21 protein-coding genes and 8 tRNA genes are annotated in these 22659 nt (G+C 68.1%); 22 read left to right on the top strand and 7 right to left on the bottom strand.

What is annotated here, in order from left to right; translation table 11 throughout:
• Nucleotides 1-28: 28 nt before the first annotated feature.
• The 10 genes from C9F13_RS04950 (at nt 29) to C9F13_RS04905 (ending at nt 8504) form a co-directional block, all read left to right on the top strand.
• Complete coding sequence (locus C9F13_RS04950; RefSeq protein ID WP_245888702.1) at nt 29-577, top strand: alpha/beta family hydrolase; 549 nt, start codon at nt 29-31, stop codon at nt 575-577.
• 136 nt (nt 578-713) lie between these two features.
• A tRNA-Val gene (locus C9F13_RS04945) sits at nt 714-789 on the top strand.
• A gap of 42 nt (nt 790-831) precedes the next feature.
• A tRNA-Asp gene (locus C9F13_RS04940) sits at nt 832-908 on the top strand.
• Between the two features lie 28 nt (nt 909-936).
• Nucleotides 937-1013: transfer RNA gene (locus C9F13_RS04935), tRNA-Asp, on the top strand.
• A 42-nt stretch (nt 1014-1055) separates the two neighbouring features.
• Nucleotides 1056-1132 (top strand) — tRNA-Val (locus C9F13_RS04930).
• Between the two features lie 3 nt (nt 1133-1135).
• Nucleotides 1136-1212, top strand: a tRNA-Asp gene (locus tag C9F13_RS04925).
• Between the two features lie 199 nt (nt 1213-1411).
• Complete coding sequence (locus C9F13_RS04920; RefSeq protein ID WP_108445074.1) at nt 1412-3424, top strand: NADPH-dependent 2,4-dienoyl-CoA reductase; 2013 nt, start codon at nt 1412-1414, stop codon at nt 3422-3424.
• A gap of 288 nt (nt 3425-3712) precedes the next feature.
• Complete coding sequence (locus C9F13_RS04915; RefSeq protein WP_108445073.1) at nt 3713-5635, top strand: PrkA family serine protein kinase; 1923 nt, start codon at nt 3713-3715, stop codon at nt 5633-5635.
• Nucleotides 5636-5650: 15 nt separating this feature from the next.
• The gene (locus tag C9F13_RS04910; RefSeq protein ID WP_108445072.1) at nt 5651-6934 is read left to right on the top strand and encodes a YeaH/YhbH family protein; all 1284 of its coding nucleotides are present in this window, start codon (nt 5651-5653) and stop codon (nt 6932-6934) included.
• Between the two features lie 19 nt (nt 6935-6953).
• A complete protein-coding gene (locus C9F13_RS04905; RefSeq protein ID WP_108445071.1) occupies nt 6954-8504 on the top strand; it encodes a SpoVR family protein in 1551 nt (516 codons plus the stop codon).
• A gap of 136 nt (nt 8505-8640) precedes the next feature.
• Here C9F13_RS04905 and C9F13_RS04900 read toward each other — a convergent pair whose 3' ends face one another.
• Complete coding sequence (locus C9F13_RS04900) at nt 8641-8955, bottom strand: high-potential iron-sulfur protein (RefSeq protein ID WP_108445070.1); 315 nt, start codon at nt 8953-8955, stop codon at nt 8641-8643.
• A gap of 426 nt (nt 8956-9381) precedes the next feature.
• Between C9F13_RS04900 and C9F13_RS04895 the strand changes: the two genes are divergently transcribed.
• Complete coding sequence (locus C9F13_RS04895) at nt 9382-9657, top strand: Lrp/AsnC family transcriptional regulator (protein ID WP_023004511.1); 276 nt, start codon at nt 9382-9384, stop codon at nt 9655-9657.
• 51 nt (nt 9658-9708) lie between these two features.
• Entirely contained in the window at nt 9709-10575 is an 867-nt protein-coding gene (locus C9F13_RS04890) for a DNA/RNA non-specific endonuclease (protein ID WP_108445069.1), read from the top strand.
• Nucleotides 10576-10715: 140 nt separating this feature from the next.
• Here the strand turns inward: C9F13_RS04890 and C9F13_RS04885 are convergent.
• From C9F13_RS04885 to C9F13_RS04875, 3 genes are all read right to left on the bottom strand, one after another.
• A tRNA-Leu gene (locus tag C9F13_RS04885) sits at nt 10716-10802 on the bottom strand.
• Nucleotides 10803-10843: 41 nt separating this feature from the next.
• Nucleotides 10844-10930: transfer RNA gene (locus tag C9F13_RS04880), tRNA-Leu, on the bottom strand.
• A 78-nt stretch (nt 10931-11008) separates the two neighbouring features.
• Nucleotides 11009-11095 (bottom strand) — tRNA-Leu (locus tag C9F13_RS04875).
• Nucleotides 11096-11331: 236 nt separating this feature from the next.
• On the opposite strand from C9F13_RS04875, the gene rnr reads away from it, so the two are divergent.
• The 9 genes from rnr (at nt 11332) to C9F13_RS04830 (ending at nt 18996) form a co-directional block, all read left to right on the top strand.
• Complete coding sequence (gene rnr / locus C9F13_RS04870) at nt 11332-13716, top strand: ribonuclease R (RefSeq protein ID WP_108445068.1); 2385 nt, start codon at nt 11332-11334, stop codon at nt 13714-13716.
• On the top strand, nt 13716-14528 hold the full coding sequence (rlmB, locus tag C9F13_RS04865) for a 23S rRNA (guanosine(2251)-2'-O)-methyltransferase RlmB (protein ID WP_108445067.1): 813 nt from the start codon (nt 13716-13718) through the stop codon (nt 14526-14528). Before rnr ends, rlmB begins: the two co-directional genes overlap by 1 nt.
• A 172-nt stretch (nt 14529-14700) precedes the next feature.
• Nucleotides 14701-15072, top strand: a complete 372-nt coding sequence (rpsF, locus tag C9F13_RS04860; protein ID WP_040185479.1) for a 30S ribosomal protein S6 — start codon at nt 14701-14703, stop codon at nt 15070-15072.
• 33 nt (nt 15073-15105) lie between these two features.
• Nucleotides 15106-15333, top strand: a complete 228-nt coding sequence (rpsR, locus tag C9F13_RS04855; RefSeq protein WP_016853668.1) for a 30S ribosomal protein S18 — start codon at nt 15106-15108, stop codon at nt 15331-15333.
• Between the two features lie 12 nt (nt 15334-15345).
• Nucleotides 15346-16197, top strand: a complete 852-nt coding sequence (locus C9F13_RS04850) for a YybS family protein (RefSeq protein ID WP_108445066.1) — start codon at nt 15346-15348, stop codon at nt 16195-16197.
• A gap of 16 nt (nt 16198-16213) precedes the next feature.
• On the top strand, nt 16214-16660 hold the full coding sequence (gene rplI / locus C9F13_RS04845) for a 50S ribosomal protein L9 (protein WP_108445065.1): 447 nt from the start codon (nt 16214-16216) through the stop codon (nt 16658-16660).
• A 148-nt stretch (nt 16661-16808) separates the two neighbouring features.
• Nucleotides 16809-18197, top strand: a complete 1389-nt coding sequence (dnaB, locus tag C9F13_RS04840; RefSeq protein WP_108445064.1) for a replicative DNA helicase — start codon at nt 16809-16811, stop codon at nt 18195-18197.
• A 70-nt stretch (nt 18198-18267) separates the two neighbouring features.
• Entirely contained in the window at nt 18268-18561 is a 294-nt protein-coding gene (locus tag C9F13_RS04835) for a hypothetical protein (protein WP_108445063.1), read from the top strand.
• A gap of 132 nt (nt 18562-18693) precedes the next feature.
• A complete protein-coding gene (locus C9F13_RS04830) occupies nt 18694-18996 on the top strand; it encodes a DUF6482 family protein (protein ID WP_108445062.1) in 303 nt (100 codons plus the stop codon).
• A gap of 31 nt (nt 18997-19027) precedes the next feature.
• Here C9F13_RS04830 and C9F13_RS04825 read toward each other — a convergent pair whose 3' ends face one another.
• Together C9F13_RS04825 and C9F13_RS04820 are read right to left on the bottom strand one after the other, a co-directional pair.
• Nucleotides 19028-19423 (bottom strand): thiol-disulfide oxidoreductase DCC family protein, encoded by a 396-nt coding sequence (locus C9F13_RS04825; protein WP_108445061.1) that lies wholly within the window; start codon nt 19421-19423, stop codon nt 19028-19030.
• The gene (locus tag C9F13_RS04820; RefSeq protein ID WP_108445060.1) at nt 19420-21021 is read right to left on the bottom strand and encodes a cryptochrome/photolyase family protein; all 1602 of its coding nucleotides are present in this window, start codon (nt 21019-21021) and stop codon (nt 19420-19422) included. The genes C9F13_RS04825 and C9F13_RS04820 overlap by 4 nt, the downstream gene beginning before the upstream one ends.
• A 132-nt stretch (nt 21022-21153) precedes the next feature.
• Here C9F13_RS04820 and hemH point away from each other — a divergent pair, with 132 nt between their 5' ends.
• Complete coding sequence (gene hemH, locus C9F13_RS04815; RefSeq protein ID WP_108445059.1) at nt 21154-22242, top strand: ferrochelatase; 1089 nt, start codon at nt 21154-21156, stop codon at nt 22240-22242.
• 13 nt (nt 22243-22255) lie between these two features.
• On the opposite strand, the gene C9F13_RS04810 is transcribed toward hemH, so the two are convergent.
• A complete protein-coding gene (locus C9F13_RS04810) occupies nt 22256-22639 on the bottom strand; it encodes a Na+/H+ antiporter subunit G (RefSeq protein ID WP_108445058.1) in 384 nt (127 codons plus the stop codon).
• Between the last annotated feature and the right edge of the window lie 20 nt (nt 22640-22659).

Raw genomic sequence — 22659 nt, 5'->3', positions numbered from 1 at the left:
AGCCGGTGCCGGTCAGGATTCAACCTTTATGCAACGGTTGCGCGAGGCCCTCGCCTCGCTCGGCGTGCAGACCCTGGCCTTCGAGTTCGAATACCTGCAGACGATGCGCCGCGAAGGGCGCCGTCGCCCCCCTCCCAGGGTCGAGCGCCTGGTCGATGAACTGTCCCTGTGGTGCGACAGCGTGTCGCACCGCGACCTTCCGCCACCCTGGTGGGGAGGCAAGTCCATGGGCGGCCGCGTGGCCAGCATGCTGGCGGCGCAGGCCCCTCAGCGGACATCCCCCGCGGGACTTGTGCTGTGCGGCTACCCCTTCCATCCCCCCGGCAAGCCGGAGCGGCTGCGTCTCGCTCACTGGCCCTCGCTCGCCTGTCCGACCCTGGTGGTGCAGGGCAGTCGCGACCCCTTCGGTACCCGCGAGCAGGTGGACGGCTATGCGCTGCCCGAGGTGGCCAGGGTGCACTGGCTCGAGGAGGGCGATCATGACTGGATCCCCAGGCGCGCCACCGGGCGCGACCAGGCGGCGCTGATCGACGAGGGGGCCGCGGCGATCGCCGCCTTCATGAGCGAATCCTCCTGAAAGCCGCGCGGCGCGGGCGATGTGGCCAAGTGGATGAAAGGACGGCGATTCTGCCGCGCAAAAAGGTTCACGATGACAGCGCAAAAAGCGTTGACATTGATCGGGTCCCCTGTAGAATGCAGCGCCACGTGACCGGGGGTGGTTAGCTCAGCTGGGAGAGCACCAGCCTTACAAGCTGGGGGTCACAGGTTCGAACCCTGTACCACCCACCATTGCCCCGGCAATGATCGGGTCACGTAGTAGAAGATAGCAGCGGACCGGTAGTTCAGTTGGTTAGAATGCCGGCCTGTCACGCCGGAGGTCGCGGGTTCGAGTCCCGTCCGGTCCGCCAACATCTTCTTCGTCGCAAGTCGTCTTGCGGACCGGTAGTTCAGTTGGTTAGAATGCCGGCCTGTCACGCCGGAGGTCGCGGGTTCGAGTCCCGTCCGGTCCGCCACGATGGCATGGGACAGCAGTAGCAAAAGTTGCAGTATCGCGTGGGTGATTAGCTCAGTTGGTTAGAGCACCAGCCTCACATGCTGGGGGTCACTGGTTCGAGTCCGGTATCACCCACCACGCGGACCGGTAGTTCAGTTGGTTAGAATGCCGGCCTGTCACGCCGGAGGTCGCGGGTTCGAGTCCCGTCCGGTCCGCCACTGCACACGAATTCGTCAGCCCCGAGATCCTCGCGATCTCGGGGCTGTTTCGTTTCCGGGACCCCGTCCTTCCCGGCTTATCCTCCCAGGCCTCTCCCCTCCTTTTTCGCCCGTGCCGGCGATGAGGCTTTGCGTCCTGCGGTGCGACTATCATACAGTTGTTTGAAAATGTCGCCGTCCCGACCATGAGGATCCCACCGTGAGTGCCTACCCCCAGCTGTTCCGTCCCCTGAAGGTCGGCCACCTGACGCTTCCCAACCGGGTGCTGATGGGCTCGATGCACACCAACCTCGAGGAGGCCCCCGGCGGCTTCGAGCGCTTGGCGGCCTTCTACGCCGAGCGGGCCCGGGAGGGGGTGGGGCTGATCGTCAGCGGCGGCATCGCACCCCTCGCCGAGGGCGCCGTCTTCCAGGGCGCCGCGACCCTCGAGCGCCCCGAGCAGGTGGCGGACCACCGTCGCGTGGTCGAGGGCGTGCACGAGGCCGGCGGGCGCATCTGCCTGCAGATCCTTCATGCCGGTCGCTACGCCTATACCCCGGAGCTGGTGGCGCCGTCGGCGATCCAGTCGCCGATCACTCCCTTCATGCCCCGCGAGCTCACCGCCGAGGAGGTCGAGGCGCGCATCGAGGCCTACGTGCGCTGCGCGACCCTGGCGCAGCAGGCCGGCTACGACGGGGTCGAGGTGATGGGCTCCGAGGGCTACCTCATCAACCAGTTCATCTGTCCGCGCACCAACCGCCGCGACGACGCCTGGGGCGGCAGCGTCGAGAATCGTCTGCGCTTTCCCGTGGAGATCGTACGGCGCATCCGCGAGGCGGTGGGTGATCGGTTTCTCGTCATCTTCCGCCTGTCGATGATCGACCTGGTGGAGGAGGGCAGCAGCCGCGACGAGGTCCTGGCCCTGGGGCGCGCCATCGAGGCCGCCGGCGCCGACCTGATCAATACCGGCATCGGCTGGCACGAGGCGCGGGTGCCGACCATCGTCACCAGCGTGCCGCGCGCCGCCTTCACCGAGGTGACCCGGCGGATGAAGGCGGAGCTGTCGGTTCCGCTGATCACCACCAACCGCATCAACATGCCCGAGGTGGCCGAGCGAGTGCTGGCCGAGGGGCATGCCGACATGGTCTCCATGGCGCGCCCCTTCCTCGCCGACCCGGCCTGGGTGAGCAAGGCCGCCGCCGGGCGCGACGACGAGATCAACACCTGTATCGCCTGCAACCAGGCCTGCCTGGACCAGGTCTTCCTGGGGCGGCTCACCTCCTGCCTGGTCAATCCCCGCGCCTGCCATGAGACTGAGCTTATCATCACGCCGGCCGAGCGCGCGCGGCGCGTCGCCGTGGTGGGCGGCGGCCCGGCGGGCCTCGCCGCGGCCGTGACCGCCGCGGAGCGGGGCCATGCGGTGACCCTCTTCGAGCGGGCCGACGAGCTCGGCGGCCAGTTCAACTACGCGCGGCGCATCCCCGGCAAGGAGGAGTTCGACGAGACCCTGCGCTACTACCGGACGATGCTCGACCGGCACGGCGTCGAGGTGCGGCTCAATGCCGAGACGGGCGTCGAGGCGCTTCAGGCCTTCGACGCGGTGGTGCTGGCCACCGGCGTGCGCCCCCGGCGCCTCTCGCTGCCGGGCATCGAGCATGCCATGGTGATGAGCTATCCCGAGGCGATCACCCGGCCCGAGCGGGTCGGCGCGCGGGTCGCGATCATCGGCGCCGGCGGCATCGGCTTCGACGTGGCGGAGCTCCTGACCCACGCCGGCGAGGGTGCCCAGGACGTCTCGGCCTGGTGCGACGAGTGGGGCGTCGACCTGGCCCTGTCGGAGCGCGGCGGGCTCAAGGCGCCGCGCCCGCCCGCGACCCCGCGTCGGGTCTATCTCCTGCAGCGCCGCGCCTCGCGGCCCGGCAAGGGGCTCGGCAAGACCACCGGCTGGGTGCATCGCGCCTCGCTTCGCCACCGCGGGGTCGAGGCGATCGCCGACTGCGAGTACCTCGGCATCGACGACGACGGCCTGGCGCTGCGCGTCGCGGGCGAGCCGCGCTGGCTCGAGGTCGACACCGTGGTGGTGTGTGCCGGCCAGGAGCCGGTGCGGGAGCTGCTTGAGCCGCTGCGCGCGGCCGGGGTGGCCGTGCACCTGATCGGCGGCGCCGACGAGGCCGCCGAGCTCGACGCCCGGCGGGCCATCGCCCAGGGCACCCGCCTGGCCGCAGCGCTCTGAGGCGGCCCGGGCCGGCCGTGAGGGCGCGCCCGGCATCGCCGCCACCACGCCGCTCCCTGCCCGCTGACCGCCGGTCTCGCCGGCGGTCAGCGTCCTTGCAGCGTTTAATCTCCCGACGATCATCCTGAACCGACGGACGTTCCCGGGCTCTCAGTGTTGAGGGCTCGGGAGCGTTGATTGGTGGGCTAATCCGTTATCCGCTGATGCTGTCTACGCTGAAGAGACCCCATCCCGGCTTGTCATCACCACGTCGGCGTGGCCGGGGATTCGGGCTTTAAGGAGGCATCGATGAGCATCTTCGACCATGTGCAGAACCGCTTCTCTCGCGTCCAGCAGGAAGAGATGAGCCTGCAGGAGTATCTGGAACTCTGTCGCCGAGAACCGGTGGCCTACGCCACTGCCGCCGAGCGGATGCTGGAGGCCATCGGCGCACCGGAGGTGATCGACACCGCCAAGGATCCGCGACTGTCGCGGATCTTCTCCAACAAGGTGATCCGCCGCTATCCGGCCTTCGCCGAGTTCTACGGCATGGAGGAGGCCATCGAGCAGATCGTCGCCTACTTCCGCCACGCCGCCCAAGGGCTCGAGGAGCGCAAGCAGATCCTCTACCTGCTGGGGCCGGTGGGCGGCGGCAAGTCGTCGCTGGCCGAGCGCCTAAAGCTGCTGATGGAGAAGGTGCCCTTCTATGCCATCAAGGACTCCCCGGTCTATGAATCGCCGCTGGGGCTGTTCTCGCCCGAGGAGGACGGCGAGCTGCTGGAGAAGGAGTACGGCATTCCCAGGCGCTACCTGAGGAGCGTGATGTCGCCCTGGGCCGCCAAGCGGCTCAAGGAGAACGGCGGCGACATCTCGCAGTTCCGGGTAGTGCGCCTCTACCCCTCGCGGCTCAACCAGATCGCCATCTCCAAGACCGAGCCCGGCGACGAGAACAACCAGGACATCTCCTCGCTGGTCGGCAAGGTGGACATCCGCCAGCTCGAGCTCTACTCCCAGGACGATCCGGACGCCTACAGCTTCTCCGGCGGGCTGTGCCGCGCCAACCAGGGGCTGATGGAGTTCGTCGAGATGTTCAAGGCGCCGATCAAGGTGCTGCATCCGCTGCTGACGGCGACCCAGGAGGGCAACTACAACCCGACCGAAGGCATGGGCGCGATCCCCTTCGACGGGGTGGTGCTGGCGCACTCCAACGAGAGCGAGTGGCAGACCTTCCGCAACAACCGCAACAACGAGGCCTTCCTCGACCGCGTCTACATCGTCAAGGTGCCCTACTGCCTGCGGGTCACCGAGGAGATCAACATCTACAAGAAGCTGCTCGAGCACTCCTCGCTCAACGCGGCTCCCTGCGCGCCGGACACCCTGCGGATGCTGGCGCAGTTCTCGGTGCTGTCGCGGCTCAAGGAGCCCGAGAACTCGAGCATCTACTCCAAGATGCGGGTCTACGACGGCGAGAACCTCAAGGACACCGATCCCAAGGCCAAGTCGATCCAGGAGTATCGCGACAGCGCCGGGGTCGACGAGGGGATGGAGGGGCTCTCGACGCGCTTCGCCTTCAAGATCCTCTCCAAGGTGTTCAACTTCGACAACCACGAGGTGGCGGCCAACCCGGTGCACCTGCTCTACGTGCTCGAGCAGCGCCTCGAGCAGGAGCAGCTGCCCAAGGAGACCTTCGAGCGCTACCTGCGCTTCATCAAGGAGTTCCTGGCGCCGCGCTACGTCGACTTCATCGGCAAGGAGATCCAGACCGCCTACCTCGAGTCCTACTCGGAGTACGGCCAGAACATCTTCGACCGCTACGTCACCTACGCCGACTTCTGGATCCAGGATCAGGAGTATCGCGATCCCGAGACCGGCGAGTTCCTCGACCGTCAGGCCCTCAACGAGGAGCTGGAGAAGATCGAGAAGCCGGCCGGCATCTCCAACCCCAAGGACTTCCGTCACGAGGTGGTCAACTTCGTGCTGCGGGCCCGGGCCCAGAACAACGGCATGAACCCGAGCTGGCAGTCCTACGAGAAGCTCCGGGGCGTGATCGAGCACAAGATGTTCGCCAACACCGAGGAGCTGTTGCCGGTGATCTCCTTCAACGCCAAGGCCTCGACCTCGGACCAGAAGAAGCACGAGGACTTCGTGGCGCGGATGGTCGACCGCGGCTACACCGAGAAGCAGGTGCGACTGCTCTCCGAGTGGTACCTGCGGGTGCGCAAGTCGCAGTAGGGCGAGGAGGTCGCCATGACCTATTTCATCGATCGACGAGCCAATGCCAAGCACAAGAGCGCGGTGAACCGCCAGCGCTTCCTCGACCGCTACCGCACCCATATCAAGCGGTCGGTCGAGGAGGCGGTGAACCGCCGCTCGATCACCGACATGGAGCGGGGCGAGAAGGTCTCGATCCCGGCGCGGGACATCTCCGAGCCGGTCTTCCAGCACGGCCCGGGGGGCAAGCGCGCCATCGTCGCCCCCGGCAACAAGGAGTTCGTCGAGGGCGACCGGCTGCGGCGCCCCGGTGGCGGCGGGGGCGGCGATGGCGCCGGGGAGGGCGGCGCCTCCAACCAGGGCGAGGGCATGGATGAGTTCGCCTTCAGCCTGTCGCGGGAGGAGTTCCTCGACTTCGTCTTCGACGGCCTCGAGCTGCCCCACCTGGAGCGCAAGAACCTGGTGGACCTCGACGAGGTGCGCCAGGTGCGGGCGGGGGTCTCCCGGGACGGCACCCCGGCGCGCATCAACATCGTGCGCTCCATGCGCGAGGCCCAGGCGCGACGCATCGCCATGCGCGCGCCGATCCGCCGCGCCCTGCGCGAGGCCCAGGCGGCGCTGGCCGAGGAGGAGCGCAAGGATCCGGTGCTGCGCAATCCGGCCCGTATCGCCGAGCTCAAGGCGGAGGTCGAGCGACTGGAGAAGCGCCTCGAGGCGGTGCCCTTCATCGACACCTACGACCTGCGCTACAACAACCTGATCGACCAGCCCCAGCCGTCGAGCAAGGCGGTGATGTTCTGCGTGATGGATGTCTCGGGCTCCATGACCCAGGCCCACAAGGACATCGCCAAGCGTTTCTTCCTGCTGCTCTACCTCTTCCTGGAGCGCAACTACGAGAAGGTCGAGCTGGTCTTCGTGCGCCACCACACCGCGGCCAAGGAGGTCGACGAGGAGGAGTTCTTCTACTCCCGGGAGACCGGCGGCACCATCGTCTCCAGCGCCCTGACCCTGGTCGACGAGATCATCGAGGCGCGCTATCCCGCCGGGCAGTGGAACCTCTACGTGGCCCAGGCCTCGGACGGCGACAACTGGGACGATGACTCCGTCGCCTGCCGCAAGCTGCTGGTCGAGCGCCTGATGCCGCGGCTGCAGTACTTCACCTACGTGGAGATCACGCCCCATGCCCACCAGGCGCTGTGGGAGGAGTACGAGCGCGTGGAGGCCGAGTACGACACGCGCTTCGCCATGCGCCAGATCGTCGAGGCCGGCGACATCTACCCGGTCTTCCGCGAGCTGTTCAAGCGCCGAGTCGCCTTCTGAGGCGGCCTGAGGAGGCAGCATGACCCGACGTCAGCCCATCGCCACCGGCTCCGACTGGAACTTCGAGATCCTCGACGCCTTCGAGCGCGAGATCGCCCGCCTGGCCGACGAGTATCGCCTGGACACCTACCCCAACCAGATCGAGGTCATCACCACCGAGCAGATGATGGACGCCTATGCCAGCGTGGGCATGCCGGTGGGCTACCACCACTGGTCCTTCGGCAAGCAGTTCCTGGCCGTGGAGCAGGCCTATCGCCGCGGCCAGATGGGGCTCGCCTACGAGCTCGTCATCAACTCCGATCCCTGCATCGCCTACCTGATGGAGGAGAACACCCTGATGATGCAGGTGCTGGTCATGGCCCACGCCTGCTATGGCCACAACTCCTTCTTCAAGGGCAACTACCTGTTCCGCACCTGGACGGATGCCTCCTCCATCGTCGACTACCTGGTGTTCGCCCGGAAGTACATCGGCGAGTGCGAGGAGCGCCACGGCGTGGAGGCGGTGGAGCAGCTGCTGGATGCCTGCCACGCCCTGCAGAACTACGGGGTCGATCGCTACAAGCGCCCCTCGCCGATCTCCGCGGCGGAGGAGTCGCGCCGCCAGGCGGAGCGCGAGGCGCACCTCCAGGCTCAGGTCAACATGCTTTGGCGGACCATTCCCGGGCCGCTGCGCGAGGATGCGCTGCCCGGCCTGGTCGACCAGGAGGACCCGCTGGGCCTGCACGAGGGCGGGCGCTATCCCCCGGAGCCCCAGGAGAACCTGCTCTACTTCATCGAGAAGAACGCCCCGCTGCTGGCGCCCTGGCAGCGCGAGGTGGTGCGCATCGTGCGCAAGCTGGCGCAGTACTTCTATCCCCAGCGCCAGACCCAGGTGATGAACGAGGGTTGGGCCTGCTTCTGGCACTACACCCTGATGAATCGGCTCTATGAGGAGGGGCTGGTGGACGAGGGGTTGATGCTGGAGTTCCTGCAGTCCCACACCTCGGTGGTGCAGCAGCCCGCCTTCGACAGCCCCTACTTCAGCGGCATCAACCCCTACGCCTTGGGCTTCGCCATCTTCACCGACCTGAAGCGCATCTGCGAGGCCCCGACCCAGGAGGATCGCGAGTGGTTCCCCGATACCGCCGGCAGCGACTGGCGCGAGACCCTGGAGTTCGCGATGCGCAACTTCAAGGACGAGTCGTTCATCCAGCAGTTCCTCTCGCCCAAGGTGATGCGCGACCTCAAGCTGTTCATGGTGGTCGACGACGATCAGGAGGAGATGCTCGAGGTGGCGGCGATCCACGATGAGCGCGGCTATCGGCGCATCCGCGACTCCCTGGCCACCCAGTACGCCCTGGCCGTGCGCGAGCCCAATATCCAGGTCTACGCGGCGGATATCCGCGGCGACCGCTCCCTGACCCTGCGCCACGTCCAGGACGGTCGCCGGCCGCTGGCGCGCAGTGTCTATCCGGTCATCCGCCACCTCCACCAGCTGTGGGGCTTCCCGGTGCGGCTGGAGTCGGTGGAGAACGACGAGGTGGTGCGCCGCTATCACTGGCCCCTGGCCGAGGAGGAGCGCCGCGAGTGACGGTTCGAGGCGCGGCGCAAAAACGCGGCGCCGCGATCTGTCCAGCGCCCGCCGCAAGCCGTCCCCAGGCGAGGGGTCGCGAAACGAAAAGACCCGCGCCGTGGCGCGGGTCTTGGCTGTCGGCGAGCGACGCGAATCAGGCCTGGGCCGTCCAGGACTGGCACCAGCCGCCGGGCTCGACGCTGTTCTGGGGGAACAGCTGGCAGCCCTGGCTGTCCGCCTGATAGAACATGCAGTTCTGGCACTCCTCGCCTTCCTCGTAGGCGGGATGGTCGCTGGCCTCGCTGGCCACCTTGACGTAGTTCAGGGCCTTGGCCTGCTCGGCGTTCGGGTCCAGGGGAGGCAGGTCCTGGGCGAAGGCGCGCTTCGACAGGATGCCGGCACCGAGGGGCAGGGCGGCGAGGCCCAGCAGGCTGTTACGCATGAAGTCACGACGATTGCGGTCGGCCATGGTCTCTCCTTGTCATCACGGTAGGGACGAATCGTGGCGGGGCATGCTTGGTGCCCTCGCTCTTGCGCGCTCTTGTGGGCGAGCGCTCTCTGTTGTTGGTCTTGCTGTCGGGTGTCATGCGACCCGAGCCGTGGCGTCGGGCCCTGGGTGTCGCGTCTGGCGCGACGGTGGCGCCCGGCGCCACCCCTGTTCCGACCAACGTTTGCCGGTGGAGTTCGTCCGTCCCATGGTAGTCAACTGAATGAGGCATCGCGAATCGTGCGTGGCCAGTGCGGCAATCCGTCGCGCGGCCGGGCGCAAGCGCATGCCGAGGGGCGGGCCGGCGGCGATGCAGCGCCCGCACCGGCGCTGCTATACTCGCGCCAGCGGCCTCTGGCCGAACGGAACCCAGGCGCGCGACAGCGCCTCGAGCAGGGAGTAAGGGCGATGCAGAATGCGGTGATTCTGATCAATGCCGAGAAGGGGCAGGTCAAGGCCGTGGCCGAGCGGCTGGCCGACGTGGAAGGGATCAGCGAGGTCTACTCCACCTGCGGTCGCTACGACCTGGTGGCCATTGCGCGCACCCGCGACTTCGAGAGCCTGGCGGAACTGGTCACCGGGCGGCTCAATGCCGTCGAGGGCATCCGCGACACCGAGACCCTCAACGCCATGCAGGTGCACTCCCGCCACGACCTCGAGACCATGTTCTCCCTGGGGTGGTGAACGGTCTGGTGAGCGTCGGGCATGGCGTGAACGCGCGGGGGCGGAGCGAGCATGGCGGCTAGGCGAGGGCGCGCCGCCGGTCGCTTCGGCCGGCGGGTCCGTCGCCTCGGCATCACGGCGCTGTTCCTGGCTGTCGCCTCGGGGCTCTGGCACTTCCAGGAGCGTGAGCTTCGCGACGGGTTGAGCTGGCAGGGCGTCACCACCTGGCAGGCGCTCACCCCGCTGACCTTCCATCGCGTGCTGCGCAACGACGGCTTCCTGGTGGGCTGGTCCGACGTGCGCGTCAACCCGCTGTGGGTCAGCTACCGGCTGCGCCGGGTCGAGGATCCCGCCGCCGGGCCGCGCCCCGGCTTTCGCCGCGACTGGCGGGCGCTGTGGCCGATCGACCCGGAGAGCTACTTCGGCAGCGGCTACGACCGCGGCCATCTCGCGCCCAACTATGCCATCGCGGCGGTCCACGGCAGCCGGGCGCAGCGCGATACCTTCCTGATGAGCAACATGTCGCCCCAGCGGCCCGAGCTCAATCGCCGGCTCTGGCAGCGGCTCGAGGAGGTGGTGATGGATCACTTCGTGCCGCGCTTCGCCGCCCTGCAGGTGATCACCGGGCCGATCTTCCCCGCGCGCTTCCAGGACAACGTGCTCAACCGGGTCGGGCTGGTCGAGGTGCCCGAGGCCTTCTACAAGATCCTGGTGGTGCCGGGCGATGAGCCCCGGGTGCTGGCCTTCATCATGCCGCAGCGGGTCGCCGGGAATGAGCCGCTGGACGACTTCCTGGTGAGCATCGACGAGGTGGAGGCGCGCACCGGCCTGGACTTCCTGCCGCGGCTCGCGCCGGCGGCCGCCGAGGCCCTGGAGGGGCGGGTCGACACCGCCGGCTGGGGGCTCGAGGCGGTGGCCCGGCTGCCCGGGCGCTTCTGAGCGAGCGACGGTCCGGGCGCCGGGCGAGCGACAGGGTGGGGCGGCCGGCAAACGCCAGGCACAAAAAAACCGCGATCCAGTGTCGCGGTTTCTTCATATATGGGGCATCGATGTAAGGCTCGTCTGCATGACGCGAGTAGTGGTGCCCAGGAGAGGACTTGAACCTCCACATCCGTAAGGATACTAGCACCTGAAGCTAGCGCGTCTACCAATTCCGCCACCTGGGCGCATCATGCGGTCGTCGTGTTCGGGCGCATCGCGTGAGCGATGGTGCCCAGGAGAGGACTTGAACCTCCACGTCCGTAAGGACACTAGCACCTGAAGCTAGCGCGTCTACCAATTCCGCCACCTGGGCGAACACGTGCGACTCGAGCTGACAAAGAGCGTGGGAGCGAACTCCCGGATATCCGGTCGATGATCGACAGGGTATCGATGGTGCCCAGAAGAGGACTTGAACCTCCACGTCCGTAAGGACACTAGCACCTGAAGCTAGCGCGTCTACCAATTCCGCCATCTGGGCAGGCGAGGCGTATGGTACCGGATTCGTTCGGCGATGCAAGCGCCCGGGCGATGAAAAAGGCGGTTTTTTTGTTGTCGGCCGAGGGTTCGTGGCGCCGCCATGGTTGGGTGATGGGGGCGCCGGCGCTATACTGCGCGCATGACAAACGACTCGACACGCCAGATGCCACGCGCCGGACGCCGTCCTCGCGCCCTTTCGATCACGCTGCTCACCATGCCGCCAAGGATGCCCTCCGCATGACCCACTGGACGCTCAGCGACGATCCGCACGCGAAACGCGAAGCCCACAAGTACGACAAGCCTGCCCCCAGCCGAGAATACCTGTTGGCGCGCCTCGAGGAGGCCGGCAAGCCGATGACCCACGAGGCGATGAGCCAGCAGCTGGGTCTCGAGGACGAGGATCTCCAGGAGGCGGTGCGGCGTCGCCTCGCGGCGATGGAGCGCGATGGTCAGGTGCTGCGCAACCGGCGCAACGCCTATGCGCTGATCGACAAGCTCGACCTGATCAAGGGCAAGGTGCTGGGGCACCGCGACGGCTTCGGCTTCCTGCTGCGCGACGACGGCAAGAAACCGGATCTGGTCATGCCGCCGCGGCAGATGCGGCGCGTCTTCCACGGCGACCACGTGCTGGTGCGCATCAGCGGACGCGACCGCCGCGGGCGTGACGAGGCCACCATCGTCGAGGTGCTGGCGCGCAACACCCAGGAGATCGTCGGCGTCTACCGGGCCAACACGCCAGAGTTTGGCGTGCTGATCCCCGAGAACTCGCGCATCACCCAGGAGATCATCATTCCCCACAGCGCCTGTGGTGGCGCCCAGGACGGCCAGGTGATCTCCGCCAAGATCACCCAGCAGCCCGAGACCCGGGTGCAGCCGGTGGGCGAGGTGATCGAGGTGCTCGGCGAGCGCATGGACCCGGGGATGGAGATCGACATCGCCATCCGCAGCTACGAGATTCCCGCCGAGTTCCCGCCCGAGGTCCACGACCAGATCGCCGGCATGTCCAGCGAGGTCGCCGAGGCCGACAAGTCCAACCGCATCGACCTGCGTCACGTGCCGCTGGTGACCATCGATGACGAGACGGCCAAGGACTTCGACGACGCCGTCTGCGCCTGGAAGACCAAGTCCGGCAGCTGGAAGCTGCTGGTGGCCATCGCCGACGTCTCCCACTACGTGCGTCCGGGCAGCGCCCTGGACCAGGAGGCGATCACCCGCGGCAACTCGGTCTACTTCCCGGGGCAGGTGGTGCCGATGCTGCCGGAGCTGCTCTCCAACGGGCTCTGCTCGCTGAACCCGGCCGTCGATCGCCTGGCGCTGGTCTGCGAGATGAACATCTCCCAGAGCGGCGCTATCAGCCGCTACCGCTTCTACGAGGCGGTGTTCCAGTCCCACGCGCGCCTGACCTACAACAAGGTCGCCTCCATCCTCGACGACGAGGGCGAGCAGGGCGAGGCGCTGCGCGAGGAGTACAGCGAGCTGGTGCCGTCGCTCAAGAACCTGCATTCGCTCTACCGGCTGCTGCGCGAGGCCCGCGTGGAGCGCGGGGCCATCGACTTCGAGACCACCGAGACGGCGATCGTCTTCAACGACGAGCGCAAGATCGAGAAGATCGTGCCGCGCAGCCGCAACGACGCCCACAAGATCATCGAGGAGTGCATGCTGGCGGCCAACGTCGCCACCGCGCGCTTCCTCGACAAGCACGACCTGCCGGCGCTCTATCGCATCCACGAGAAGCCCTCGCCGGAGCGGCTCGACAAGCTGCGCCTGTTCCTCAACGAGCTGGGCCTGTCGCTCGGCGGCGGCGACGACCCGAGCCCGCAGGACTATCGCGACCTGGCCGAGGCGATCAAGGGGCGCGACGACGCCGACGTGATCCAGACCGTGATGCTGCGCTCGATGAGCCGCGCGGTCTACTCGCCGCAGAACGACGGCCACTTCGGCCTGGCCTATCCGGCCTACGCGCACTTCACCTCGCCGATTCGCCGCTATCCGGACCTGCTGGTCCACCGCGCCATCCGCTCGGTGATCCGCGGGCCGCGCCAGACCAACACCGTGCTGCGCGCCGAGGGCGCCGCGGTCGAGCCGCCGAGCAAGTGGGCGCCCTACACCTTCGAGCAGATGCTCGAGCTCGGCGAGCACTGCTCGATGACCGAGCGCCGCGCCGATGACGCCACCCGCGACGTGGAGGACTGGCTCAAGTGCGAGTTCATGTCCGACAAGCTCGGCGAGGTCTACGACGGCAGCATCGCCTCGGTGACCCAGTTCGGCATCTTCGTGCGCCTCGACGAGGTCTACGTCGAGGGCCTGGTGCACGTCACCTCGCTGCCCTCGGACTACTACCACTACGAGCCCGAGAAGCATCGCCTCAAGGGTGAGCGCAGCGGCATCAGCTATCGCCTGGGCGACGGCGTCTCCGTTCAGGTGGCTCGGGTTGACCTGGACGAGCGCAAGATCGACTTCGAGCTGGCCGACGAGAAGCCGCGTCCCAAGCGCCAGCCGCGCAAGTCCCGCGGCGGCGGGTCGGGCGGCGGTGGCGCCGACAAGGGCGGCAAGGCCGATGACAAGTCGGGCAAGGGCGGCCGGCGGCGTCGCGGCCCGCGGCGCTCGAAGGGTCGCGGCTGATGGCGGCAGGGCAGAGGAAGCCGCGCGCGGGGCGCGGCGCCCCGCGCCGGGCACCCTCGACCCCCGGCGGGCTCGAGGCCGTGTTCGGCGTGCACGCGGTGCGGGCGCTGCTCGACCGCGGCGAGACGCCCCGCGAGGTCTGGGTGCAGGAGGGCAGCGCCGGCGCCCGCCTGGCCGAGCTGGTCGAGGCCGCGCGGGAGGGGGGCGCGCGCCTGCAGTCGCGCCCCCGTGACGAGCTCGACCGCCTCGCCCAGGGCGCCGCCCACCAGGGCATCATCGCCTTCGCCACGCCGCTCGCCTTCGAGGGTGAGGCGTCGCTGTGGCTCAGGCTCGAGGGCTGGCCCCACGCGGCGCCGCCGCTGCTGCTGGTGCTCGACGGCGTCACCGACGTGCACAACTTCGGCGCCTGCCTGCGCAGCGCCGATGCCGCCGGGGTCCACGGCGTCATCGTGCCCAAGGACAAGGCGGCGCCGCTCAATGCCACGGTGCGCAAGGTCGCCTGCGGGGCGGCCGAGAGCGTGCCGGTCTACCAGGTCACCAACCTGGCGCGGACCCTGGCCCGGATGAAGGAGCTGGGGGTGTGGATCACCGGTACCGCCGGCGAGGCCGAGGCGAGCCTCTTCGAGGCCGACTTCACCGGCCCCACGGCCCTGGTGATGGGCGCCGAGGGCAAGGGCATGCGCCGGCTGACCCGCGAGGCCTGCGACACCCTGGTCAAGCTGCCCATGGCCGGCAGCGTCTCCAGCCTCAACGTCTCGGTGGCCACCGGGGTCTGCCTGTTCGAGGCGGTGCGCCAGCGCCAGGGCGGCTGACGCGCCCGCGCCTTGCCAGTCGCGGCACATATCACTAGAATACCTGCGCCCGCTCGCCCTGCGAGCGGGCATTCCTGTCTTCTGACAACCCGTCTTTTGACAATCACTCCTTGCTTCCCCTGAGCGACCCGAGGTCGTCACTGTGGAAGCTGCCAAACCGCAAGGAGATTCCATGCGTCACTACGAGATCGTCTTCATGGTCCACCCGGACCAGAGCGAGCAGGTCCCGGCCATGGTCGAGCGCTACACCGGCCTCGTCACCGAGAACGGCGGCACCGTGCATCGCCTCGAAGATTGGGGCCGTCGCCACCTGGCCTACCCGATCAACAAGATCCACAAGGCTCACTACGTGCTGATGAACGTCGAGTGCAGCGGCGAGACCCTCGACGAGATCGAGAACATCTTCCGCTTCAACGACGCCATCATCCGCAGCCTGGTGGTTCGCGCCAAGGAAGCCGTCACCGAGGCCTCGCCGATGATGAAGCCGGTGGAAGAGAAGCGTGTCCGTCGCGACGAGAAGCCGCGCAGCACCGAATCCGCCTGAGCACCCCCATCGCACCTCTGAAGGAGTCTTCCCATGGCACGCTTTTTCCGTCGCCGTAAGTTCTGCCGTTTCACCGCTGAAGGCGTGAAGCAGATCGACTACAAGGATCTGGACACGCTCAAGGCCTACATCACCGAGACCGGCAAGATCGTTCCCAGCCGTATCACCGGGACCAAGGCCCGTTACCAGCGCCAGCTGTCCACCGCCATCAAGCGGGCACGCTACCTGGCGCTGCTGCCCTACACCGACAGCCACCAGTAAGCACTGCGCGTGATGTTGCCCGTCGCCCGCTGGATGATGCGCGGCACGCCCTACGCGGCCCTGGGGGCCGCCGCGGGCACCGCCATCCCCTGGCTGTTCTGGCTGGGAGCCGCCGTGGTGGCTCTGGTCACGCTGCGCCAGGGCATGGCCGCCTCGCTGCCGGTGCTGATCGCCGCGGCGATCCCCGCCGGCCTGTGGTGGACCCAGGGAGACGTCATCCCGCTCGCCAGCGTGCTGCTGGTGGTGCTGATGGCGGTGGTGCTGCGCGCCCGGCTGAGCTGGAGCGAGGCGATCATCGCCGGCACCCTGGCCGGCTCGGGCATGATCCAGCTGGGCATCTTCCTGCCGCCGGGCGGGGCCGCCTTCGTGCTGGAGCAGCTGCGCCAGGGCTCGCCGGACATCGCGGCGATGCTCAGCGAGCTCGCGGCCCAGGGCATGGATACCGAGCAGCTGGCCGGCCTGATGATCAGTGGCGTGACCGCGCTGATCGTGCTGCTCGCCGCCGTGGCCTGCCTGGCCCTGGCACGCGGCTGGCAGGCCGGGCTCTATAACCCGGGCGGGTTTCGCGAGGAGTTCCACGCGCTGCGCCTGTCGCGTCGGGAGCTCGCCCTGCTGGTGCTGCTCGGGGTGCTCGGCGGCGTGCTGGGGCTACCGGCCCTGGGCATGCTGGCCTGGGTGCCGCTGCTGGTGGCCGGCATCGCGCTGGTGCATGGTGTTATCGGATATAAGGGAATGAACGGGCTGTGGCTGGTCGCCTTCTATGTGCTGCTGATCACCACCTGGCCCATGATTCTCATTGTGCTGCTCATGGCCTTCATCGACACGTTCGCGGACTTCCGTGGACGACTGGCCCGCAGCCACTGACAAGAGGTTTACGAGAATGGACGTCATTCTGCTCGACAAGATTGGCAAGCTGGGCGGTCTGGGTGACCAGGTCACCGTCAAGCCCGGTTACGGCCGCAACTACCTGGTGCCCTACGGCCTGGCCGTGCCGGCGACCAAGGACAACATCGAGGCCTTCCAGGCGCAGCGTGCCGAGCTCGAGGCCCAGGCCGCCGAGCGCAAGGCCGAGGCCGAGGCGCGCGCTGAACAGCTGAACGACATCGAGCTCTCCCTGGTCTCCAAGGCCGGCGACGAGGGCAAGCTGTTCGGTTCCATCGGTCCGCGTGACCTGGCCGAGGCCATCTCCAGCGCCGGGATCGAGGTCGCCAAGAGCGAAGTGCGCATGCCGCAGGGTCCGATCCGCCAGACCGGCGAGTACGACATCGACCTGCACCTGCATGCCGAAGTCGACGCCACCGTGCGCGTGGTGGTGGTGGCCGAGTAAGGCCGCTGCCGACGGCACGCGCCTCGGGGCGTGCCGCGACAAGAGGGGGGCGAGGAGGAATCCTCGCCCCCTTTTTGTCCCTTTTCTCGCCTCGCCCGCCATCGGGTAGAATGAGCCCGCCCCTTTCCCTCCTGAAGGTCCGCGCACCATGAACGAGCCCGTCGCCCTCGACCAGGAAACCGCCGCCCTCAAGGTTCCGCCCCACTCCGTGGAGGCCGAGCAGTCGGTGCTCGGCGGCCTGATGCTCGACAACCAGGCCTGGGACAACGTGGCCGACCGCCTGGTGGCGGACGACTTCCACCGCTACGAGCATCGGCTGATCTTCAACGTCATGGCGGGCCTGGCCGAGTCGGGGCGGCCGCTGGACGTGGTGACCCTCTCCGAGGCCCTGGAGGGGCGCGACCAGCTGGATACCGTGGGTGGGCTGGCCTACCTCGCCGAACTGGCGCGCAACACGCCCTCGGCCAGCAACATCCGCGCCTACGCCGACATCGTTCGCGAGCGCGCCACCCTGCGCAAGCTGATCCGGGCGGCCAGCCAGATCGCCGACGGCGCCTTCAGCCCCCAGGGGCGTCCCGCCGACGAGCTGGTCGACGAGGCCGAGCGGCTGGTCTTCCAGATCAGCGAGGAGCGGCCCAAGTCGGGCGGCCCCATCGGCATGAGCGAGCTGCTGACCAAGGCGGTCGACCGCATCGACGAGCTGTTCAACATGCAGGGCGAGATGACCGGCCTCTCGACCGGCTTTCGCGACCTCGACGAGATGACCTCGGGCCTGCAGCCCTCGGACCTGGTGATCATTGCCGGGCGTCCCTCCATGGGCAAGACCACCTTCGCCATGAACCTGGTCGAGCACGCGGTGATCTCGAGCGACAAGCCGGTGATGGTGTTCTCCATGGAGATGCCCGCGGAATCGCTGATGCTGCGCATGCTCTCGTCGCTGGGGCGCATCGACCAGACCCGGGTGCGTACCGGCCAGCTGGAGGACGAGGACTGGCCGCGCCTCACCTCGGCGGTCAACCTGCTCAAGGACAAGCAGCTGTTCATCGACGACACCGCGGCGCTCTCGCCCAGCGAGATGCGCTCGCGCATCCGCCGCGTGGTGCGCGAACAGGGCAACCTGGGGCTGATCATGATCGACTATCTGCAGCTGATGCAGATCCCGGGCTTCTCGGAGAACCGTACCGGCGAGATCTCGGAGATCTCCCGCTCGCTCAAGGGGCTGGCCAAGGAGTTCGGCTGCCCGGTGGTGGCGCTCTCGCAGCTCAACCGCTCCCTGGAGCAGCGCCCCAACAAGCGCCCGGTGATGTCGGACCTGCGCGAGTCCGGCGCCATCGAGCAGGACGCCGACATCATCGGCTTCGTCTATCGCGACGAGGTCTACAATCCGGACAATCCCGACAACCAGGGGCTGGCCGAGGTGATCATCGGCAAGCAGCGTAACGGCCCCATCGGCACGGTGCACATGGCCTTCATCGGCAAGTACACGCGCTTCGAGGACCTGGCACCGGACAGCTATCGCGAGGCCTTCGGCGAGTGACGGGCCCCTTGAGTCCCGTCGGCGGCCCCGTATAATGCCGTTCCCTTCAATCCCACAGGCAGGAGAGACCATGGCAGGCGGATTTCGACGCGGCAATCGCCAGCGGACCCCGAAACTCGAGGGGCGCGGCGAGCTCCAGTCGATGGAGCGTGAAGGCCCCTTCAAGGAGTGGCTGGGGATGCCCGACCTCTATCGCTACCACCTGCAGGTGGACGGCGAGGCCTACAGCTACCAGACCGAGGACTCGGAGCTCCCGGTGAAGGTCGGCGACAAGGTGGTGTTCCGCTACAAGGAGACCAAGGCCGGCAAGTGGGTCGATCGCAACTCCCTGGGCAAGGCCATCGACCCCTCCGAATATCAGTAGACCTGGAACCTCGCGCCGGAACCGGGGTCACTGGAAGGTAACGTCGGCGACACGCGATCGTCATCGGGGCGGCCCAGGCTGTCCCCAGCGTGCACTCCGACATCACCGACCGGACATCAGGAGGATGGCCCCATGGATTTCCAGGCATTGAAGGACTTCGTGGCCCACCACGACAATTTCGAGATTCGCGTGATCGGCCATGCCGGCAGCCGTTTCTACCAGGTCGAGCTCGAGGACGTGGAGGGCGGCCGCCACATGCTGACCCGCGCCGGCAAGCCGATCCTGTTTCGCTCGCTAGACGACGTCTACCTCGAGCTCAAGCGGGCCGGCATCCACCGCGCCTACCTGGTGCAGCAGGTGCCCCACGACGAGGTCATCGGCCGCGAGACCCACTACCACGACCCGCTGACCTCGCGCATGCCGCTGGTCTTCTGACCCGGCGCGGGCGAGCGCCTACCTTGCCCCGCTAGTCCTTCTTCCGCCGTTCCAGCCAGCGCCCCAGGCGAACGCGACGGCGGGCAAACCAGCGGTACCCCGCATCCATCATCCCGCCGATCCCTGGCAGGGTGCTCAGCCAGACCAGCCGACGATAGCCCAGCACCGCGTAGAGCGCGCGGCTGGCGTCCATGCCCACGTACCAGTCCCCCGCCGCGTCGCGCACGTGCAGACGGCCCATCATCGCCGTGAAGCTGCTGCCGAGTGCCGCGGCGTCGAATTCCGGCGCCTGGATGTCCACCAGCCTGACCCGCGCGCGGCGCGGATGGCGCGACAGCCAGGCGACCTCGCGCTGGCACAGCGGGCAGTGGCCGTCGTGGAAGAGGGTCACCGGGGCGCGGGCACGGAGTGTGGCGTGGCGGCTCATGGCGTCGTCTCCCCGGCGTCACCCGGCTCGGCGTCGCCATAGCCCGCCCAGTGGGGTCCCTGGCCATAGGCAGGCGCGGCATCCAGCCCCTCGAGGAAGGCCCTGGCCTGGTCGCGCATGGCGGCGCGCTTGTCATCGCTCATGCGCGACAGGCTGCCGTAGATCAGCTTCATGCGCGGGTTGGCGCCGAGGGCGTCGGCGTGGCGCTCGAGGAAGTCCCAGTAGAGGCTGTTGAAGGGGCAGGCGTCGGGGCCCGTGACCCGCTTCGGGTCGAAGCGGCAGTGCCGGCAGTGATCCGACATGCGATCGATGTACTTGCCCGAGGCGCAGTAGGGTTTCGAGCCCATCAGCCCGCCGTCGGCGTGCAGCACCATCCCCAGGGTGTTGGGCAGCTCCACCCACTCGCAGGCGTCGGCGTAGACGGCGAGGTACCAGTCGCAGAGCGCCTCGGGCGCCACGTCGCAGAGCAGCGCGAAGTTGCCGGTGACCATCAGCCGCTGGATATGGTGGGCATAGGCGTGGTCGCGGGTCATCTCGATGGCGCGGCGCAGGCAGCGAAGCTCGGTCTTGCCGTCCCAGAAGAAGCTCGGCAGGCCGCGGCTGGCGCCCAGGGCGTTGCCGCGCTTGTAGTCGGGCATGCGCGTCCAGTAGAGCCCGCGCACGTACTCCCGCCAGCCCAGCACCTGGCGGATGAAGCCCTCCACGGCATTCAGCGGCGCGCGCCCCTCGTGGTATTCGCGCTCGACCGCCTCGCACACCTCCCGGGGCGAGAGCAGCCCGAGGTTGAGCGCCGTCGATAGCCGCGAGTGGTAGAGGAAGGGCTCGCGGTCGCTGATCGCGTCCTGGAGGCGGCCGAACGCCGCCAGCCGGTGCTCGAGGAAGTGGGCGAGCTCCTCCAGCGCCTGGTCGCGGGTGACCGGCCAGTGGAAGCCCTCGAGGGTGCCGAAGTGATCCCCGAAGCGCTCGGCCACCAGGGCGAGCACCGCCTCGGTGGTGGCGTCACGGCGGTGCTCGGGGGGTGCGGGCGGACGCAGCGAGTCGGGCAGCGGTTCGCGGTTGTCGTGATCGAAGTTCCACTTTCCGCCGGCGGGCGCATCGCCCTCCATCAAGAGCCCGGTGCGGCGGCGCAGCAGGCGATAGAAGTGCTCCTGGCGCGGGGCCTTGCGGCCCCGGGCCCAGGCGTCGAACGCTTCGGGGGTGCTGAAGAAGCGGTCATCCTCGACGAGCCGCCAGGGCCGCTCGGCCTCGGCGCGCTCGCCCATCGCCTGCCACAGCCGCCACTCGCCGGGGCGCACGGCGCGGATCTCGTCGCAGCCGTAGCGGTCGGCGAGGCGCTCCGCCTCGCTGATCAGGTCCTGGGCGTTGTCGTCGTCGTCCAGGGCGCTGTAGTGCACGAGAAGGCCGCGCTCGCGAAGCTCCTCGGCGAAGTGGCGCATGGCCGCGAAGATCAGCGCGATCTTCTGGGGGTGGTGGGGCACGTAGCTCGCCTCGGCGCCCACCTCGCACAGGGCGATGACCGCCCCGTCCGGCAGGTCGCGCAGGGTGGCGAGGTCGTGGCTCAGCTGGTCGCCGAGGACCAGGATCAGCGGTGTGGGCATGAATTGACCAGAAGTTGTACAAATGGTCGTTATAGTATAACTCGATTCCGCGATGGCGCCCGTCGGTGGTAGGCTTTAGCCTCTCGCGACCATCGCGACCCCGTTCACCCGAGCTATCACAAGGATGACCTCATGGCCGCCCCCGAGACGCCGCTTGCCGCCGCCGACCACGCCCAGCCCCGAGCGGATCGCCCGCCCCATGCACCCGCCGATCATCCCGCCGTGCCCCGGGGCAAGGTGGGCGTGGTGCTGGCCAACCTGGGCACCCCGGATGCCACCGACTACTGGTCGATGCGTCGCTACCTCAGCGAGTTCCTCTCCGACAAGCGGGTGGTCGACTATCCGGACTGGAAGTGGCAGCCGCTGCTGCAGCTGATCATCCTCTCGCGCCGACCCTTCAAGTCCGGCGAGGCCTACCGCGGCATCTGGAACACCGAAAAGGACGAGAGCCCGCTGCTGACCATCACCCGGGAGCAGACCCGCAAGGTGGCCGAGGGGCTGGCCGAGCGTCACGGCGACCGGGTGGTGGTGGACTTCTGCATGCGCTACGGCAACCCCTCCACCGACAGCGTGCTGCGCCGCCTGCAGGCCGAGGGCTGCGAGCGCATCCTGTTCTTCCCGCTCTATCCTCAGTACGCCTCGCCGACCACCGCCACCGCCAACGACCAGGCCTTCCGCACCCTGATGAAGCTCAAGTGGCAGCCGTCGCTGCGCACCGTGCCGGCCTACTTCGAGCATCCCGCCTACCTCGACGCCCTGGCCAACTCGGTGCGCGAGGCCTATGAGGCCGCCGAGACGCCCCCGGAGGTGCTGGTGGCCTCCTACCACGGTGTGCCCAAGCGCTACCTGCTGGAGGGCGACCCCTACCACTGCCAGTGCCAGAAGACCACGCGCCTGCTGCGCGAGCGCCTGGGCTGGGACGAGGCGGCCATCCAGACGGCCTTCCAGTCGCAGTTCGGCCCCGAGGAGTGGGTGGGGCCGGCCACCGTGGAGCACGTCGCCGAGCTGGCGCGCCAGGGCAAGAAGCACATCGCGGTGGTCTCGCCGGCCTTCTCGGCCGACTGCGTGGAGACCCTCGAGGAGATCGAGGAGGAGATCCGCGACGCCTTCCTCGCGGCCGGCGGCGAGACCTTCACCTACATTCCCTGCCTGAACGACCGCGACGACCACATCGCCGCGCTGCTCTCGGTGATCGACAACGAGCTCGGCGGCTGGGTCTAGCGCGCCGTCGCGATCACTGCTCCGGGTGCGGGACGGGCTTCTCGCCGACCTCCTCGCGATAGAGCTCCACGGGCTTGCCGCGGGTCTTGGGCACGTGCTTGAGCGTGAGGTGCAGGCCCGTCTTGGCCAGCAGGTGGGCGCTCACCGGTGCGGTGATGAACAGGAACAGGGTGATCAGCATCTCCTGGATGATCGGCTCGCCCTGGGTGGTCGAGAAGTAGAGCATCGAGCTGATCAGGATGCAGCCGATCCCCAGGGTGGTCGCCTTGGTCGGCCCGTGCAGGCGCATGTAGAAGTCGCGCAGGTGGGCCATGCCCAGCGAGCCGATGAAGGCGAAGATGCCCCCGGCGATCAGGAAGAAGGCGATGACGCCCTCGAGGATAACGTAGACGTTCATGGTGGCTCCGACGTTGCTGG

The sequence above is a fragment of the Halomonas denitrificans genome, assembly GCF_003056305.1.
Lineage (GTDB): Bacteria > Pseudomonadota > Gammaproteobacteria > Pseudomonadales > Halomonadaceae > Halomonas > Halomonas denitrificans.
This window is presented reverse-complemented; position numbering and strand designations above follow the sequence as displayed.